Source organism: Rheinheimera salexigens (assembly GCF_001752395.1).
GTDB classification, from domain to species: domain Bacteria; phylum Pseudomonadota; class Gammaproteobacteria; order Enterobacterales; family Alteromonadaceae; genus Alishewanella; species Alishewanella salexigens.
Genome location: NZ_MKEK01000001.1, coordinates 1,220,835 through 1,236,856, shown reverse-complemented (window position 1 = coordinate 1,236,856; position 16,022 = coordinate 1,220,835). Strand labels below are relative to the sequence as shown.

Genomic DNA, 16,022 nt, shown 5'->3' with positions numbered 1-16,022 from the left:
TTAAAAATTTGAGATTAACGTTCTAAGATAACGGTGGCGGCGGCATAGGCTTGCTCGTCAGTGATTGATAACCAAATATGGCTGACTGCCATGCTTTGCGCTAATTCAGCGGCAAAATCACTAAAACAAAGTAAAGGTGCACCCTGTTCATTATTGCTAATATGAATATGTTGAAACGACACACCTCTGCCAATGCCTGTGCCTAAGGCTTTAGCCGCCGCTTCTTTCGCCGCAAACCGCTTAGCAAAATAACGGCCTGCTTGTTCAGGATTAATGGCAAACCGCTGCTGATAAATTTCTTGTTCTGCAGCGGTTAAAACCCGTTTAACTAAGCCCGGGCTGCGCGCTAAACTAGTGGCTATTCGCGCAATTTCTACAATGTCTGTACCCAAGCCTACAATGGCCATTTAGCGACGCGCCTCAACCATTAAGCGTTTCATTTCTGACACCGCATTGGCTAAGCCTGAAAATACCGCACGCGCGACGATAGCATGACCAATATTTAACTCATACATTTCAGGAATTGCCGCTATCGGTTGTACGTTATGATAATGCAAACCATGGCCGGCATTGACGGTAATACCTAATGAAGCCGCATAAGCTGCCGCTTCTTGGATCCGTTTTAGTTCAGCTTGTTGCAACTTAGGGTCCGTTGCTTGTGCATATTGACCGGTATGGATTTCAATAAAAGGGGCGCCGGCTTTTGCTGCGGCATCTATTTGCTGTTTATCGGCATCAATAAATAATGACACTAAAGTATTGTGCTCAGCCATTTGCGCAATAGCATCGCTAATTTTACTGGCCTGACTGATAACATCTAAACCACCTTCTGTGGTGAGCTCTTGGCGCTTTTCTGGCACAAAACAGGCAAAATACGGTTTAACATCGCTGGCAATTTTTAGCATTTCATCGGTTATAGCCATTTCAAAATTTAACCGGGTAGCGATGGTTTGGCTAAGGACATAAACATCCCGATCTATAATGTGCCGACGATCTTCGCGTAAATGTATCGTAATACCATCAGCACCCGATTGCTCGGCAATTAAAGCAGCATGCACGGGCTCAGGGTAATAAGTTCCTCTGGCCTGACGTAACGTTGCAATATGATCAATATTCACACCAAGAAAAATAGGCTGTTGCATGCAATACTCCTTATTATTAAGGCAACTAAACGTAAAACATCGTTAGAGTTAACACTTTACTTAATTTTTTAAATTAAACACAAAAATGAGGGGTTTAAATTAAGCTCATAAATTAATTCGCAGTAAGTTTTCAATTAAAAAGAGCTTTACTCGCCAAAGGTTTAGCACCCAGTAAAGGCGCTAATAATACTCGGCTTAATTGTTTAGCGCTACGCCGTGTGTCGCTATCTGCCCAGTACTGATTACCTATATTAACTAAATGCTGGCCTAACCAACCGGTTTTTGCCGGTACAAAACCTTGCTCGGCTAGCCATTGATAATGTTGCTGCGCAATTATGGTTTGGCCACTATGATCACAGGTCCAATCGATGGCGATCCCTAGCTCAATTAGTAATTCAAACTCAAACTGACGTAGGCAAGGTTCTAAATCGACCACGGCATCAGTTACCTCTGCCAGTTGTTGTAAGCTCTGCTGATATAAGCCAAACAATTGATCAGTTGCCAAATCATTGGGCCAAATCCGACAGATTAACTCATTTATATACATAGCACTAAATAGCACTTTGCCCTGCAAATTAAATGCCGGTGCAAGCTCTTCAATTTTGGCAATGGTTTTTAATTCAGAACGGCCCGTTAGCTGTAAGCTATAGGCTTGAAATGGCTGTAATGCAACGCGTTGTTTACCGCTACGTTTACGAACTACCGCTGAAATTCGGCCTATTTCAGGCATCAGTAACTGCAAAATCAGCTTATCTTCACCTAAAGCCCTGCGGTGTAGAATATAACCAGCGATAAGCGGATTTTGCATCACGGTAATTTTTTCATCAGGCAGAAAGTGTTAATCTTCGCCGTAACCTAAGCTGCGCAGTGCACGTTCATCATCAGCCCAACCCGATTTTACTTTTACCCACACTTGTAAAAATACCGGTTGTTCTAACATTGCGGCCATATCAAGCCTAGCTTCAGTGGCAATAGTCTTAATGCGTTCACCTTTGTTACCAATTACCATCCGCTTTTGGCTTTCACGCTCAACTAACACTAAGGCGGCAATATGGTAATGCTTTTCTTCCCACTTAAAACGCTCAATTTCAACGGTAACAGAATACGGTAATTCATCACCTAAAAAGCGCATTAGCTTTTCACGGACCATTTCTGCTGCCATAAAACGCATAGAGCGATCAGTTACATAGTCGTCAGGGAAAAAGAATTCGCAAGGCGATAAGTTTTTTTGTACTAAGCGACGTAACGCTTCAACGTTATCACCGGTTTCAGCAGATAACGGCACCACACCAATAGAATTTAACTGTTGGCCTAACCATTGAATATGCGGTAATAACGTTTCTTTATCTCGATATAAATCGACTTTATTTACCACTAAGATAACCGGTTTATCAGCGGCAATTAAACGGTTTAATACCATTTGGTCATCATCAGTCCAACGGGTACCTTCAACCACAAACAGCACAAATTCAACATCTAAAATTGAACTAGCTGCCGCTTTATTCATTAACCGGTTAATAGCTCTTTTTTCTTCAATATGTAGGCCAGGCGTATCAACATAAACGGTTTGGTAATTCTCTTGAGTATCAATACCGACAATACGGTGCCGAGTTGTTTGCGGTTTTTTCGATGTGATACTGACTTTTTGGCCGATCAACTTATTTAATAAGGTTGATTTACCTACATTAGGCCGACCCACTATGGCAACTAAGCCAGCATAAGTGGTGCTATCAGTAACTGTTACAGGCTTATCTGTCATTAGATATTTTTTCCAGTGCCATATTGGCAGCATCTTGTTCAGCTTTACGCCGCGAGCTTCCGCTAGCCGTAAAAGGAGGCATACCAGCAATAGTACACCTTACCGTAAAGGTTTGTTTATGTGCCTCGCCTTGTGTGGCGATAACATCGTATTCAGGCAGCGCTAAACGCAGCCCTTGTAAATATTCTTGTAATAAGGTTTTAGAGTCTTTTTGCTGACCTGGTGCGATCTCCGCTAAACGCGAAGCAAACCAGAATAAAATTCGCTCTTTACAAGCTTCCATACCGTTATCTAAGTAAATTGCGCCTAAAATAGCTTCCACCGTATCGGCTAAAATAGATTCACGGCGAAAGCCGCCACTTTTTAACTCACCTGGGCCTAAGCGCAAAAACTCAGACAATTGTAACTCTTGAGCAATTTCAGCCAAGGTCACACCTTTGACTAACATAGCGCGCATCCGGGTTAAATCGCCTTCACGTGCTTTTGGAAAATGGCTATATAAAGTTTCAGCTATAACTAAGCTTAATACCGCATCACCTAAATATTCAAGGCGCTCATTGTGTTGCCCTTTGCAACTGCGGTGAGTCAGTGCCTGCTCTAATAGAGCGGCATCTGTAAATTGATAGCCTAGTTTTGCCTGCAAGGGCGTTAAGCTTTTTTGCATCATTGTCTCTTATCTGCTTTGTTAGTGAATTGCACCTAACCGTTCAAAACGAACCCCTACTGGTACCCAACCAGGTAACCAGCTATCGGCATCGTCACTGAATTCAAAGCTCATCCAGATAAATACCGCTTTACCCACTAAATTATCCGCAGGTACAAAGCCCCAGAATCGGCCATCACGGCTATTATCACGGTTATCACCTAGCGCAAAGTAATGGCCTTCAGGCACAACAAATTCATCGATATCGGTATTCGCCTGTTTATAAAACATATGCGTCGGTTCGCGGCGCATTGGCGTTTGTAAAATATCATGGCTAACTTCGCCTAACTGCTCTGTATAACGGCGCTGCGGATATTGCTCTTGAAAAAACTCACCTTCATTTTTCAATTGTAAGTCAACAATCTCTAACTTACCGCAGCCAGATGTTTGTTCAGTAGCACAGGCTTTTTGAATAAATAACTGTTTATTACGATAAATAACTCTATCGCCCGGTAAACCTACTATGCGCTTAATAAAGTCGACGGTAGGCTGCTCAGGATACTTAAATACTGCAACATCACCACGTGAAGGCGTTTTATTGCTGTATAAGGTTTTGCGCCATACCGGATCTTTGACATCATAGGAAAACTTTTCCACCAGGATAAAATCACCCACCAATAAGGTTGGCATCATCGAACCTGATGGAATTTGAAACGGCTCGTACATAAAAGAACGAAATAACGTTATTAAGGCGATAACAGGAAAAATCGACTTTGCTGTTTCAACAATATAGGGCTCTTTTACTAACTCTTGGCTTGCCGACTCTGGCAACTCGCCCGCTATTGCTGATTGCGCTAACACTAACCGTTGCTGCCGTTTAGGCGCTAAAACCCAAGCATCTAACAACCAAATTAAACCGCTAGCTAATGTCAGTAACACCAAAAAAATTGCAAAGTAACCTGCCATGTATATCCCTTAATTATTTACCGACTTTCAAAATAGCCAGGAAAGCTTCTTGTGGTACTTCAACGTTACCCACATGCTTCATCCGTTTTTTACCGTCTTTTTGTTTCTGTAATAATTTTTTCTTCCGGCTAATATCACCACCATAACATTTCGCTAATACGTTTTTACGCATCTGCTTAATGGTGGTTCGGGCGATAACATGGTTACCAATAGCCGCTTGAATAGCGATATCAAACATCTGGCGTGGGATCAGCTCTTTTAACTTTTCAGCTAATTGACGGCCACGACCTTGAGCAAAATCGACATGACTAATAATAGCCAATGCATCAACTCGCTCACCATTAATTAAAATATCAACTCGTTGCATATTGGAAGATTGGAAGCGTTTAAACGAATAGTCTAACGAAGCATAGCCACGGCTGGTCGATTTTAAACGGTCAAAGAAATCCATAACCACTTCAGCCATGGGTAGTTCATATACCACCGCAACTTGACGACCGTGATAGCTCATATTTTTTTGCACACCACGTTTTTCAATACATAAGGTAATTACATTACCTAAATATTCTTGTGGCACTAATATATGCGCTTCAACGATTGGCTCGCGAATCTCTTCAATATCATTTACGGAAGGTAACGCACTTGGGTTATCTACCAGCACCACTGAGCCGTCTTTGGTCACCACCTCGTACACTACGGTTGGCGCTGTGGTAATTAAATCTAAATCATATTCGCGCTCTAAGCGCTCTTGAATAATTTCCATGTGTAACATGCCTAGGAAACCAATGCGGAATCCAAAGCCTAATGCACCTGAGCTTTCTGGCTCATAAAATAACGAAGAATCGTTTAAGCTCAACTTAGCTAAGGCATCACGGAAGTCTTCATAATCATCTGACGAAACAGGGAATATACCAGCATAAACCTGTGGTTTAATGCGCTTAAAGCCTGGTAGAGGTTTTTCAGCACTATTACGCGATAAGGTTAAGGTATCACCTACTGGTGCACCTTTAATTTCTTTGATACCGGCAATAATATAGCCTACTTCGCCTGGGTGTAATTGCCCCGTATTGGTTGCTTTAGGGCTAAAAATACCCACTTCATCAACTTCATATACTTGGCCAGTAGACATGATTTTAATTTTGTCTTTGGTTTTAATACTGCCGTGTTTAATTCGAACTAATGACACTACACCTTGATAAGCATCAAACCAAGAATCGATGATCAATGCTTGGGTTGGCAAATCTACATCGCCATCTGGTGCGGGTATTTTTTTCACGATGGTTTCTAACACATCTTTAATACCCAGACCGGTTTTAGCCGAGCACTGCACTGCCCCTAAGGCTTCAATACCGATAATATCTTCAACTTCTTCGGCAACGCGATCGGGATCGGCTTGCGGCAAGTCTATTTTATTTAATACTGGAATAACTTCTAAATTCATATCTAACGCGGTGTAACAGTTAGCTACGGTTTGCGCTTCCACACCTTGACCAGCATCGACAACAAGCAATGCACCTTCACAGGCGGCTAAAGAGCGACTAACTTCATAGCTAAAGTCTACGTGACCTGGCGTATCGATAAAGTTTAACTGATAAGTTTCGCCATCATCAGCTTTATAATTTAGGGTAACGCTTTGCGCTTTAATAGTAATACCGCGCTCGCGCTCTAAATCCATCGAGTCTAATACCTGTTTTTGCATTTCGCGATCAGATAAGCCACCACAATACTGGATAAGGCGATCTGATAAGGTAGATTTACCGTGGTCAATATGAGCAATGATAGAAAAATTTCTGATGTGATTAAGTTTAGGCATGTTGTCCGCAAAGCTTTAGGCGACTTAGGGTGGGTGCAGCATTTTGCTTAGCACAACCAGCCACTAAAACGCAGGTTATTCTGAAAAATTAGCCCGAATTGTACTCTATCCCGCAGCGCCTTGCTATGTGTTATTAAATACTTGCTAGGTGTTATTTAATACTTGCTATGCTTTATTTAATACTTTCTATGTTTTATTTAATAAAGGCTACTGTCTATTTGCTTAAAACTAATGATAAATAGTTTATTCAGCGAGATGAATGGCAAGTTGTGGCAATACTTGCATTATATGGATTTGCTCAGTTTGACTTTGCTGCCATAAGCTATAGCGCCGTGCTATCAAGAAACCAACACTCGCGCCCAATAGCGCCGCTAACATAACCCAGCCTTCAGCTAACATTAGGCTATGGCTAGCAAATAAAGCAGCTAGCAACATTAATACTAAAGGCAGTAAATAGACAATAAAGGCGGCTTGTAATAAATTTTGCTCAGAAACGGCTATTTTAACTTGCTCACCTGGTAATAAGCTTAAATCGGTACTGACAAAAAAGCGGTGCTGTCGAGGTGTCAGGGTTTTAGCCACGATGCCGGTGCCGCAATCGTCACTGACATTACAAGCATTACAGCTACTGACAGGCGTAGTGGTTAACCAAACGCCATTGTTTTCTGCTGCCACTACACTAGCGAGTTGTTCTACCATTACTTAACTCCTGCTGCTAGCTGGCGGGCAATATCAATACTCACAGGGCCAATTACCGTGACTTCAAGCACTGGCGAGCTTTGCACAAAAATAGTGGTGGCTCCATCACGATAAGCTTGGGTGGGTAAGCCTTGACTGGGTTGAACAAATACCGACACTTGATGCAATCCATCGGTTAATAACCAATAGCTTTGTAAATTAGATTCTAATTGTGGGATAGATGCCGGCTGAGTAATAATATGATAAGCATCAGGCAACCAAGTTAATTGCTGCTTGGCATTAGGCATAGATTTAATCTCAGCTGCAGCCGGTTGCGGTAAATCTGCAACCAGTAAAGCTTGCAGGTTCTCTGGAAACTCTGGGGTAATTTGCATATGGGTGACTAACCATCGCTCTAGCGGGGCTTGTTGTTCTGACAAGGTATCGATACGCAATGGGAAGCCTGTCTCATCATCTAGCCACAACCAATAATGATAACGACCCGGCTGCTTAGCAGTCAGGCGCAATAACTGCGCGCTTCGCCCCGACATTACAGAGCTACTGCCAGGAACTGCATTATACAGCTGCTTTAGTTTGGTGTCAGATTCAAACAGTATTGCAGGCAATTCAGCAATACTGTGACCCGAGACTACAAACGCAGGTCTGTCACTCAGCAAGTAATAAACTAGCTCATTTCGCCTCAGTATATCGACACCGTTAGTGTCTAAAGGGATTAAATGCTCTATTTCTTGCTGCTCTGACTTACCATGCAGCCAACGGTAAGTGTCAACTTGACTACCTTTTAATACCACAAAAGAGGTATCAAAATTATACTCTTTCACCGCATGCTGTACTTTATTAAATATCGCCCAGCCTGCTTGTTCGGCTTGCGCCATAGTAGAGATTAACATCAGAACTATGGCACAACAAAAGCCTTGGAATCGCATCATTATTGCTCGTTTTCAACCACTTTAGTCGGTTTTTGATTACTAGCCTGCTGTTGTTGTTCCATGCTTCGCACTTGTTGGCGGTGAGCATTTAGCAAAGCCTGTAACCGTTTTTGCTGTTCTAGCATCGCTTGCTGCTCTTGCTGTTCAAAGCGAGAGCTGACGGTTGTTTGACTTAAACTCACCGGCGTAGCAAAACCCGCTACAGGTAGAGTTTGTAATACCGGCAACGGTAATAATGCATCTTGCGTAGGCGACTGCTGATACTGTTGCACACCAAATACCGCCATTAATGCCACACCGGCCGCAATTGCACCTTGGGCCACTGCTTGAAACCAACCGCTATTTGCTGCTTTAGCCTTTGGATCCACTTTTGTGACCAAATTGCTAGTTTGCTGCAATTTATATACCGGCTCATCGGCTAGCTTAGCGACAATATCATCAGCAAAGCTTGCTGGAAGCTCGATGCTTTTTTCTTGGCGTAATACCGCACCTACAGTATGGAAGCGCTGCAGTTTATGCTGTAACTCTGCCTGCTCCAACAATACATCAAGCTGTTGCTCATCAATGTACTGATTATCACTGGCAGCAGAGAGCCATTCTTGATTTTCTGACGACATATTGGTTCCTGTCATATTTACTAGCTATGCATAGTTAGCTTGCTAGTGTTGTGCCACTGATACTTAACTTATTAACGGCTTAAGTTGAGCATCAATTGCTTCTCTTGCTCTAAAAATACGGCTGCGAACGGTGCCAATTGGACATGCCATCACTTCCGCAATTTCTTCGTAACTTAACCCTTCTAACTCGCGCAAAGTAATTGCAGTACGCAGCTCGTCAGGTAATTTATCAATTGTGTTAAACACAACTGAACGGATCTCTTCAGATAACAATAGCCTTTCCGGTGAATCTTGCTCTTTTAAGGCATCACTGCCATCAAAGAATTCAGCGTCATCGGCATCCACATCTGTTGCTGGTGGCTTACGATTTCTAGCCACTAAATAATTTTTGGCGCTATTAACTGCAATACGATAAAGCCATGTATAAAAAGCACTTTCACCGCGAAAACCGGGTATTGCACGATAAGCTTTTATAAAAGCTTCTTGTGCCACATCGGCCACGTCTCCATGGTTAGAGACATATCGAGATATTAAGTTCGCTATTCTATGTTGATATTTTTTTACCAACAAATTAAAGGCGGCTTTATCACCCTGTTGTACACGCTGGACAATTTGCCAGTCCAATTCTTGCTCGCTCATGTTCGAGCTTATCCCCTGTAATACTGACTATAATGCTTACTGGCGCTGTTCTTGCGTACCATTATGACCATCGATGAAAGAAATAGTTCTGATAAGTTTGACAAAAAAGCTACAATAGCCCGACTTTGACTGCAAACAAGTGTATCGCATGAAGCAAGCAAAAGAATATCTTTGTGATGTATTAATTATCGGTAGCGGTGCTGCCGGTTTATCATTAGCACTACAACTAGCTGATAACGCACAAGTTTTAGTGTTAAGCAAAGGCCCTTTACGCGAAGGTTCTACCTTGTATGCACAAGGCGGGATTGCCGCAGTATTTGATGAAAATGATAGTATTGACTCCCATGTTAAAGACACCTTGGTGGCAGGCGCCGGCTTATGTGATGAAGCAGCGGTACAATTTACCGCTAGCAATGCTAAAACGGCAATGCAATGGCTGATAGCCCAAGGCGTACCCTTTGATCAGTACCAAGATAATGATGGCAAGCTTAAATATCATTTAACGCGTGAAGGCGGTCATAGCCATCGCCGGATTTTGCATGCGGCAGACGCCACTGGTCAAGCAGTACAACTGACCTTAGTTGAACAAGTTAAAGCCCATAAAAATATTACATTACTGGAAAACTATAATGCCATTGATTTAATTAATGGCAAAAAAATAGGCTTAGATGCTAAACGTTGCTATGGCGCTTATGTCTTAAACACATCAACTGGCAAAGTGGAACTGATCCGAGCGCGCTTTGTGGCGTTAGCTACCGGTGGTGCCAGTAAAGTATACCTTTATACCAGTAACCCCGATGTAGCGAGTGGCGATGGTATTGCTATGGCCTGGCGAGCCGGCTGCCGAGTTGCCAATATGGAGTTTAACCAATTCCACCCTACCAGCTTATATCACCCAGATGCGCCCAACTTTTTAATTACGGAAGCTATGCGTGGCGAAGGCGCGTATTTATTGCGCCCTGATGGCAGCCGCTTTATGCCTGAGTTTGACGAGCGCGCTGAACTGGCCCCGCGGGATATAGTCGCCCGTGCTATCGACTTTGAAATGAAGCGTCTTGGCGCTGATTGCGTGTATTTAGATATCAGCCATAAACCAAAAGATTTTGTTATTGAGCACTTCCCGACTATTTATGCCAAATGTTTAAGTATCGGTATTGATATTAGCCAACAACCAATCCCAGTGGTGCCGGCAGCACATTATACTTGTGGCGGTGTTGTCACGTCTTTAGATGGCCAAACTGATATAACCAACTTATATGCTGTGGGTGAAGTCGCTTATACCGGCTTACATGGCGCTAACCGCATGGCCAGTAATTCATTATTAGAATGTGTGGTGTTTGCCCAAGCTGCGGCAAAACATATTTTGCAGCAACTGGACACCACAACCGCTCTGGAAAATGTTCCGGCCTGGGACGATAGCCGTGTTAGCGACTCAGATGAAGAAATCGTTATTAGCCATAACTGGCATGAGTTGCGACTTTTTATGTGGGATTATGTGGGTATAGTGCGCACTAATAAGCGCTTAGCTCGGGCGTTACATCGGGTAGAGTTATTACAGCGAGAAATTAATGAATACTACAGTAACTTTCATATTAGCCATCACTTATTAGAATTAAGAAATTTAGTTCAGGTGGCTGAGCTTATTATCCATAGCGCTATGCAGCGCAAAGAAAGCCGTGGTTTGCATTACAATCTAGATTACCCTAAATTATTAGCCGATAGTAAACCGACCATACTTGAACCTAAATAACGCCGTTGATTCGCGAGTGACTATACCCTAAGTCAGCCAACGTCACTCGCTAAGCTTATTATGTTTAGTCACGGACCAATTAGTTTGGCTTATTACCCTAGCAATAGCTCGAAAGTCGGTGGGCTGACACTGATCGAAAAAAATCCACTGTTGCAATAACCGCTGTTGATTATCGCTATACCAATCTAAACGCAGCACATACTGACTGACTAAGCCGCCTACTTTAACCTGACCGGTATCATTTATGGGTGCAAACCAATGTAATTGCCCGTCGGCCGTTATTGTAGCGAGCTGCTTATTTTGGCGCCGTTGAATTAAGGCCAACCACGTTAAATAATAGCCTAACAACAACGGAATAATGATTAGCCAACCGCTGGTGGGTACCGGATTAGCCATTAATACCAATAAGGGAGAAGGTAACACTAGCCAAAGTAAGCACTGGGCTAGTGTCGATGATTGCAAACAAAGATTAAACTCGGACACGATCCAAGATCACAGCGACTAAAGCTTGTAAAGCCGGGTCCTTCGCCTTGCCATGGCCCATAAACCAACTAAATAAATCAGGATCATCCGCTGCTAACAAACGCTCAAAGTCGTGTTTTTGCGTTAAGCTAAGCGCGTCATAGCCCTCTTCAACAAAAGGAGCCAAAAGCACATCTAGCTCAAGCATGCCGCGGCGACATGCCCAGCGCAATCTTGGTTTAATCATCAATTCTGTCATACTTCACCTTATGCGTGGCTCAGATTTAAATGAGCATGATATTAAACATCGATTCTAACAAATTTTCCGTCTTGGGGTTGAGCTTTTAGCTGCATTCCCCAATGATTATACTATCACCACTTAATTGAGTTAAATTAGCTGACGTTATTATGCATACATCATGGTTAACCGCTGAACATTACGCTGGGCTATCTACAGAGCCAGAGCAAGCATTTATTGCGCCTTTACCGGCTTTTGACACCCTAAGCATTAGTGGGGCTGACACGATTAAATATATGCAAAGCCAAACTACCTGCGATATAGCAGCGCTGACTAACACGGCTTTTCTACGTGGCGCCCATTGTGACGCTAAGGGCAAAATGTGGTCGCAATTCCATATTTGCACTGCGACTAAAGAGGATAGCGCTGATAGTTCTGATAGTTCTGATAGTTCTGATAGTTCTGATAGTGAAATAGCACCATTAATCGTTATCGCTTTTAGAGATGAATTAACCGCCTCTACCGAGCAATGGAAAAAATTCGGTGTTTTCTCTAAAGTCTCCTTTAGCTCAGGCCAAGACCAATATGCCGTATTTGGTATTGGTGGTACAGAGCAAGCTAAGGTCAGTGCCTTAATTGCAGAGTTAGGCTTTAGCCTGCCTGACATTGGCCAATTAAGTCGGCACAATAATGCCCTATTGCTGCGTTTAGGCCAAAGCCACTTTATTATGTTGCAGTCAATTAGTGCGGCACAACAATTGATGAGCCAAGCACTGCCTTTTGCGGCGCCAAATTTATGGTTAGCAGAGCATATTCGTTGCGGTTTTAGTTATCTTGAACACGGATTAATTGGCCAGTTAGTGCCACAAATGTTAAACCTGCAAGCTATTGATGCCATTAGTTTTACTAAAGGCTGTTATATCGGCCAAGAAACAGTCGCCCGCTTAAAGTACCGTGGTGGCAATAAACGCGCTGCCTTTATTCTTACTGCTGAAACCGATGAATTGCCTGCTGCAGGTACAGACATTGAACTGCAATTAAACGAAAACTGGCGCCGGACTGGCCAGGTTGTTAATGCAGCTAATATCAACAATACATTATGGTTGATTGCCGTGCTGCCCAATGACATAACACCGGCAGATTCTCTGCGGTTGAACAGCGACAGTGCGCCGTCGTTGCAAATAGTACCGTTACCTTACTCCTTATAAAACAGAGGTTTTCATGACCATTTCTCAAGACAAAGTTGTCGCCATTCACTATACCGTTACTAACCAAACTGGTGACGAATTAGACTCTTCTAAAGGTGGCGAGCCTTTAGTCTTTCTATTTGGCCACGGTTCATTAATCCCCGGCTTAGAGCAAGCATTAATTGGTAAAACTAGCGGAGAGACTTTTAAAGCCGATATTCCAGCTGCAGAAGCTTATGGCGAACGTCATGATGCCCTAACTCAAGCTGTGCCTAAAACCATGTTCGAAGGTATGGATGTTGCACCAGGTATGCGCTTTCGTGCTGCAGGGCCTGAAGGCCAAGAGCAGTCCGTTATTATCTTAGAAGTCACCGATACCGATGTAATAGTTGATGGTAATCATCCATTAGCCGGTATTGATTTAATCTTTGATGTTGAAATTACGCTAGTGCGTGACGCCACTGAAGAAGAGCTAGCACATGGCCATGTTCACGGTATTGATGGTCAGGCTGATCACTAATTCCTGTAAATTAACTGCCATAAATTCAATGGTGTAACTTAGCTACTTTAGGTTATCACCTTGGCTGCTTCAACTTATCCTTACACTTGCTAGTTATGATTAAAGTATGCTTTGATGGCTTATCGCCATTTAAGTGTGCTTTGTCATGACTAATCAAGTACCCCCCAACAAACTTATCAATACACAAGGCCAACCGCGCTTTGGTTATTTTGATAGCCCCATTACAGATTTGGCTTTGGCAGAATTTGCCTATCATACGGTTATGGATAAACCTGCCTCTAAACTAGCCAAATATTTACATTATAAGCAGTTTCAATTTATCAGTATTTGTCATCCTGATTGGCAAATTGGTATCGCCATTGCCGACATTCGTTATGCCGCTAATGGCTTTTGTTATTTTTATCAGCGCCAGCAGCAACATTTAGATGAAATCAGCATAATCAAACCTTTTAGCTTAGGTGTTCAAATGAGTCCTTCCCCAGTATCTGGCAGTGCTCACATTAAGGCTAAACAGCAGATAAGTATTGATTTGGATAACTACAATTGGCACATTGAACTTAGCGGCGAAATGTTTAATGGCAAATTCAGCCTAAATGGTGCCAGCAGCGCACAGCCTATAGCCATGTGTAGCCCTACTGGCTATAACGGCTGGACTTACACCCAAAAACATAACGCTTTAGCTATTACGGGTCAGTTGGATTATAAAGGCCAACGCTTAGATTTAAGCTCAGCATTAGGGGGTTATGATTTTTCAGCGGGCTATATGCGGCGAGAAACTAATTGGCGCTGGGGCAGTATTAGTGCGGTATTAGCACAAGGACACTTTGGTTTAAATGTCGCTGCGGGTGTTAATGAAACTGGCTTTAATGAAAATGCGTTTTGGCTAAATGGCCAGATGCATCGTATAGCGAATGTTGATATTCAATTTGATAAACAGCATGCCAATTCTATCTGGACATTTAACAGTAGCGATCAAAGACTGCAACTCACATTTACCCCGCATCAAGCGCGTCAAGAACAACTCAACCTTGGTCTGGTGATAAGTAATTTCCGTCAATATTGTGGTGTTTTTAGTGGCATAATTGTAACGGAAAAGGGTGATAAAATAGTGTTAAATCAAGTACCCGGCTTGGCTGAAAACCACTTTGCGCGGTGGTAATGGGTAAATATCAAACTGTCAAAAAACTTGACACTACTTATAAAGCACCCTATTTTGGCGGTCTAACTATTTTTTAACCATTGAGTCAGAACCAATCTGAATGAAAGATCGCATTATCATTTCTGTTTCTACCATCAGTGGTACACGCCATTTCAACATTAGTGCGTTGTTTAAACGTAATGCTATTATTGGCCTCTGGTTGCTGCTATTTGGTCTTATAATCACTGCTGGCGTTATTGATTATTTGCTACGTACCGTCGATCACACTCGAATACAGCGCAAAGAGCTGGCTGTACAAGCCAATACTCTTAAAGATGAAATTGCTAATTTACAACACAGTAAGCAGCAATTAGCCCAAGAGCTTGGCCAGAAAAAAGACGAAATGCTGCAAGTCATTAACCGCGTAGGTGAAATTGAACTGGCGCTTGGTCTTGAGCAGCAATACCCACAAAACTTAGAGAACCGCTTAGATACCGCTTCGGTAAACTCCACAGCACGCCAAGCGATGTTGCAATTAGTCCCTAATGGCTCACCGTTAGATTTTCGTCGTCGTACATCCCGTTTTGGCGCACGGCAGCACCCTATTATTGGCAAACAACAACATCATAAAGGCGTCGATTTATCGGCAAAACGCGGTACCGCAATTTATGCGCCAGCCGACGGTGTAGTTGATGTCGTCAGAACCAGTAAATCCGGTTATGGCAACCTGCTTAAAATTCGCCATGCCTTTGGTTTTTCATCTTTATATGCCCACTTAGACGAGTTTAAAGTCAAAAGTGGCACTTTTGTCCATAAAGGCCAGCTTATTGCTATGTCTGGCAACACCGGTTTATCAACCGCACCGCATTTACATTATGAAATACACTTTCTTGATCGAGCGCTTAATCCACAAAGTTTTATGGATTGGGATGCGACTAATTTCGATCTAGTGTTTGAACAAGAACGGAGCATTAAATGGGATTCTTTAGTAAGCATGCTACAAACAAAAGCCAGCAATCAACTACAACTATTATCGGTCAAGGATGCACAATTAACGGCAATATCCGATTAACTTGTGATGTACATATTGATGGCTTTGTTGAAGGTAAAATTGTTAGTGACAAAACCTTGATCATTAGTGCTAGTGGTCGAGTAAAAGGCGAGATTACTGCAGATAAGGTAGTGATTAATGGGTTATTTGAAGGCGATTGTTACGCTAACACCGTTGAGATATTACCTAATGGTAAAGCGCATGGTTCAATTCATTCTGATGATTTATGCATTGAACGTGGCGGCAGCTTCTTAGGTAAAACCCGCCCTACCACTGATGAAAAAGTTATTAGCTTAACCACTGCCGCTAAAACTAGTGTTAGCTTTGCTGAGACTGATGCAAAAACTGAAGCCAGCGATACCAGTGATAGAAGTGATATTAGTGCCGATAGTGTAAATAGCCCAGCAGCCAAAACTGCCGCAAAAGCTTAAGTGGTTAAAAGCTTAAGCCTAGCTTTAACCGCGTGTAC

The 16,022-nt window shown here is 42.7% G+C and carries 19 protein-coding genes; 6 read left to right on the top strand and 13 right to left on the bottom strand.

Annotated elements, in window-relative coordinates:
- Positions 1-14: 14 nt before the first annotated feature.
- The 11 genes from acpS to rpoE all read right to left on the bottom strand — a co-directional run bounded on the left by acpS (position 15) and on the right by rpoE (position 9,207).
- Positions 15-407: a holo-ACP synthase gene (gene acpS / locus BI198_RS05710; RefSeq protein ID WP_070048693.1), complete on the bottom strand. Its 393-nt coding sequence runs from the start codon at positions 405-407 to the stop codon at positions 15-17.
- On the bottom strand, positions 408-1,142 hold the full coding sequence (pdxJ, locus tag BI198_RS05705; RefSeq protein ID WP_070048692.1) for a pyridoxine 5'-phosphate synthase: 735 nt from the start codon (positions 1,140-1,142) through the stop codon (positions 408-410).
- Positions 1,143-1,272: 130 nt separating this feature from the next.
- On the bottom strand, positions 1,273-1,950 hold the full coding sequence (gene recO, locus BI198_RS05700; RefSeq protein WP_070048691.1) for a DNA repair protein RecO: 678 nt from the start codon (positions 1,948-1,950) through the stop codon (positions 1,273-1,275).
- 30 nt (positions 1,951-1,980) lie between these two features.
- Positions 1,981-2,901 carry a GTPase Era gene (gene era / locus BI198_RS05695; protein ID WP_070048690.1) on the bottom strand — a complete coding sequence of 307 codons (921 nt, stop codon included), beginning with the start codon at positions 2,899-2,901 and terminating at the stop codon, positions 1,981-1,983.
- Entirely contained in the window at positions 2,891-3,565 is a 675-nt protein-coding gene (gene rnc, locus BI198_RS05690; RefSeq protein ID WP_070050685.1) for a ribonuclease III, read from the bottom strand. The genes era and rnc overlap by 11 nt, the downstream gene beginning before the upstream one ends.
- A gap of 21 nt (positions 3,566-3,586) precedes the next feature.
- Positions 3,587-4,510 (bottom strand): signal peptidase I, encoded by a 924-nt coding sequence (gene lepB, locus BI198_RS05685; RefSeq protein ID WP_070048689.1) that lies wholly within the window; start codon positions 4,508-4,510, stop codon positions 3,587-3,589.
- A 13-nt stretch (positions 4,511-4,523) separates the two neighbouring features.
- Complete coding sequence (gene lepA / locus BI198_RS05680) at positions 4,524-6,323, bottom strand: translation elongation factor 4 (RefSeq protein WP_070048688.1); 1,800 nt, start codon at positions 6,321-6,323, stop codon at positions 4,524-4,526.
- A gap of 243 nt (positions 6,324-6,566) precedes the next feature.
- A complete protein-coding gene (locus BI198_RS05675; RefSeq protein WP_070048687.1) occupies positions 6,567-7,022 on the bottom strand; it encodes a SoxR reducing system RseC family protein in 456 nt (151 codons plus the stop codon).
- Positions 7,022-7,951 carry a MucB/RseB C-terminal domain-containing protein gene (locus BI198_RS05670; protein WP_235605254.1) on the bottom strand — a complete coding sequence of 310 codons (930 nt, stop codon included), beginning with the start codon at positions 7,949-7,951 and terminating at the stop codon, positions 7,022-7,024. Before BI198_RS05670 ends, BI198_RS05675 begins: the two co-directional genes overlap by 1 nt.
- A complete protein-coding gene (locus tag BI198_RS05665) occupies positions 7,951-8,568 on the bottom strand; it encodes a sigma-E factor negative regulatory protein (protein ID WP_070048685.1) in 618 nt (205 codons plus the stop codon). Before BI198_RS05665 ends, BI198_RS05670 begins: the two co-directional genes overlap by 1 nt.
- Before the next feature lie 63 nt (positions 8,569-8,631).
- Positions 8,632-9,207 carry an RNA polymerase sigma factor RpoE gene (rpoE, locus tag BI198_RS05660; RefSeq protein WP_070048684.1) on the bottom strand — a complete coding sequence of 192 codons (576 nt, stop codon included), beginning with the start codon at positions 9,205-9,207 and terminating at the stop codon, positions 8,632-8,634.
- A gap of 148 nt (positions 9,208-9,355) precedes the next feature.
- On the opposite strand from rpoE, the gene nadB reads away from it, so the two are divergent.
- Positions 9,356-10,957 (top strand): L-aspartate oxidase, encoded by a 1,602-nt coding sequence (gene nadB / locus BI198_RS05655; protein WP_070048683.1) that lies wholly within the window; start codon positions 9,356-9,358, stop codon positions 10,955-10,957.
- A 42-nt stretch (positions 10,958-10,999) separates the two neighbouring features.
- Here nadB and BI198_RS05650 read toward each other — a convergent pair whose 3' ends face one another.
- Both BI198_RS05650 and BI198_RS05645 read right to left on the bottom strand, forming a co-directional pair.
- Positions 11,000-11,440 (bottom strand): protein YgfX, encoded by a 441-nt coding sequence (locus tag BI198_RS05650; RefSeq protein WP_158007087.1) that lies wholly within the window; start codon positions 11,438-11,440, stop codon positions 11,000-11,002.
- Positions 11,427-11,678: an FAD assembly factor SdhE gene (locus tag BI198_RS05645; RefSeq protein WP_070048681.1), complete on the bottom strand. Its 252-nt coding sequence runs from the start codon at positions 11,676-11,678 to the stop codon at positions 11,427-11,429. The genes BI198_RS05650 and BI198_RS05645 overlap by 14 nt, the downstream gene beginning before the upstream one ends.
- 149 nt (positions 11,679-11,827) lie before the next feature.
- On the opposite strand from BI198_RS05645, the gene ygfZ reads away from it, so the two are divergent.
- From ygfZ to BI198_RS15905, 5 genes are all read left to right on the top strand, one after another.
- The gene (ygfZ, locus tag BI198_RS05640) at positions 11,828-12,865 is read left to right on the top strand and encodes a CAF17-like 4Fe-4S cluster assembly/insertion protein YgfZ (protein WP_070048680.1); all 1,038 of its coding nucleotides are present in this window, start codon (positions 11,828-11,830) and stop codon (positions 12,863-12,865) included.
- 13 nt (positions 12,866-12,878) lie between these two features.
- On the top strand, positions 12,879-13,364 hold the full coding sequence (locus tag BI198_RS05635) for an FKBP-type peptidyl-prolyl cis-trans isomerase (protein ID WP_070048679.1): 486 nt from the start codon (positions 12,879-12,881) through the stop codon (positions 13,362-13,364).
- A gap of 145 nt (positions 13,365-13,509) precedes the next feature.
- Positions 13,510-14,523 carry a DUF2804 domain-containing protein gene (locus tag BI198_RS05630; RefSeq protein ID WP_070048678.1) on the top strand — a complete coding sequence of 338 codons (1,014 nt, stop codon included), beginning with the start codon at positions 13,510-13,512 and terminating at the stop codon, positions 14,521-14,523.
- Positions 14,524-14,623: 100 nt separating this feature from the next.
- Complete coding sequence (locus BI198_RS05625; RefSeq protein WP_070048677.1) at positions 14,624-15,574, top strand: M23 family metallopeptidase; 951 nt, start codon at positions 14,624-14,626, stop codon at positions 15,572-15,574.
- Entirely contained in the window at positions 15,478-15,984 is a 507-nt protein-coding gene (locus tag BI198_RS15905) for a bactofilin family protein (RefSeq protein ID WP_083256563.1), read from the top strand. Before BI198_RS05625 ends, BI198_RS15905 begins: the two co-directional genes overlap by 97 nt.
- The last annotated feature ends 38 nt before the right edge of the window (positions 15,985-16,022 follow it).

Excerpts from the sequence above, each read along its gene's own strand:
- acpS (WP_070048693.1), bottom strand. The coding sequence starts at position 407 with ATGGCCATTGTAGGCTTGGGTACAGACATTGTAGAAATTGCGCGAATA.
- pdxJ (WP_070048692.1), bottom strand. The coding sequence starts at position 1,142 with ATGCAACAGCCTATTTTTCTTGGTGTGAATATTGATCATATTGCAACG.
- recO (WP_070048691.1), bottom strand. The coding sequence starts at position 1,950 with ATGCAAAATCCGCTTATCGCTGGTTATATTCTACACCGCAGGGCTTTA.
- era (WP_070048690.1), bottom strand. The coding sequence starts at position 2,901 with ATGACAGATAAGCCTGTAACAGTTACTGATAGCACCACTTATGCTGGC.
- rnc (WP_070050685.1), bottom strand. The coding sequence starts at position 3,565 with ATGCAAAAAAGCTTAACGCCCTTGCAGGCAAAACTAGGCTATCAATTT.
- lepB (WP_070048689.1), bottom strand. The coding sequence starts at position 4,510 with ATGGCAGGTTACTTTGCAATTTTTTTGGTGTTACTGACATTAGCTAGC.
- lepA (WP_070048688.1), bottom strand. The coding sequence starts at position 6,323 with ATGCCTAAACTTAATCACATCAGAAATTTTTCTATCATTGCTCATATT.
- BI198_RS05675 (WP_070048687.1), bottom strand. The coding sequence starts at position 7,022 with ATGGTAGAACAACTCGCTAGTGTAGTGGCAGCAGAAAACAATGGCGTT.
- BI198_RS05670 (WP_235605254.1), bottom strand. The coding sequence starts at position 7,951 with ATGATGCGATTCCAAGGCTTTTGTTGTGCCATAGTTCTGATGTTAATC.
- BI198_RS05665 (WP_070048685.1), bottom strand. The coding sequence starts at position 8,568 with ATGTCGTCAGAAAATCAAGAATGGCTCTCTGCTGCCAGTGATAATCAG.
- rpoE (WP_070048684.1), bottom strand. The coding sequence starts at position 9,207 with ATGAGCGAGCAAGAATTGGACTGGCAAATTGTCCAGCGTGTACAACAG.
- nadB (WP_070048683.1), top strand. The coding sequence starts at position 9,356 with ATGAAGCAAGCAAAAGAATATCTTTGTGATGTATTAATTATCGGTAGC.
- BI198_RS05645 (WP_070048681.1), bottom strand. The coding sequence starts at position 11,678 with ATGACAGAATTGATGATTAAACCAAGATTGCGCTGGGCATGTCGCCGC.
- ygfZ (WP_070048680.1), top strand. The coding sequence starts at position 11,828 with ATGCATACATCATGGTTAACCGCTGAACATTACGCTGGGCTATCTACA.
- BI198_RS05635 (WP_070048679.1), top strand. The coding sequence starts at position 12,879 with ATGACCATTTCTCAAGACAAAGTTGTCGCCATTCACTATACCGTTACT.
- BI198_RS05630 (WP_070048678.1), top strand. The coding sequence starts at position 13,510 with ATGACTAATCAAGTACCCCCCAACAAACTTATCAATACACAAGGCCAA.
- BI198_RS05625 (WP_070048677.1), top strand. The coding sequence starts at position 14,624 with ATGAAAGATCGCATTATCATTTCTGTTTCTACCATCAGTGGTACACGC.
- BI198_RS15905 (WP_083256563.1), top strand. The coding sequence starts at position 15,478 with ATGGGATTCTTTAGTAAGCATGCTACAAACAAAAGCCAGCAATCAACT.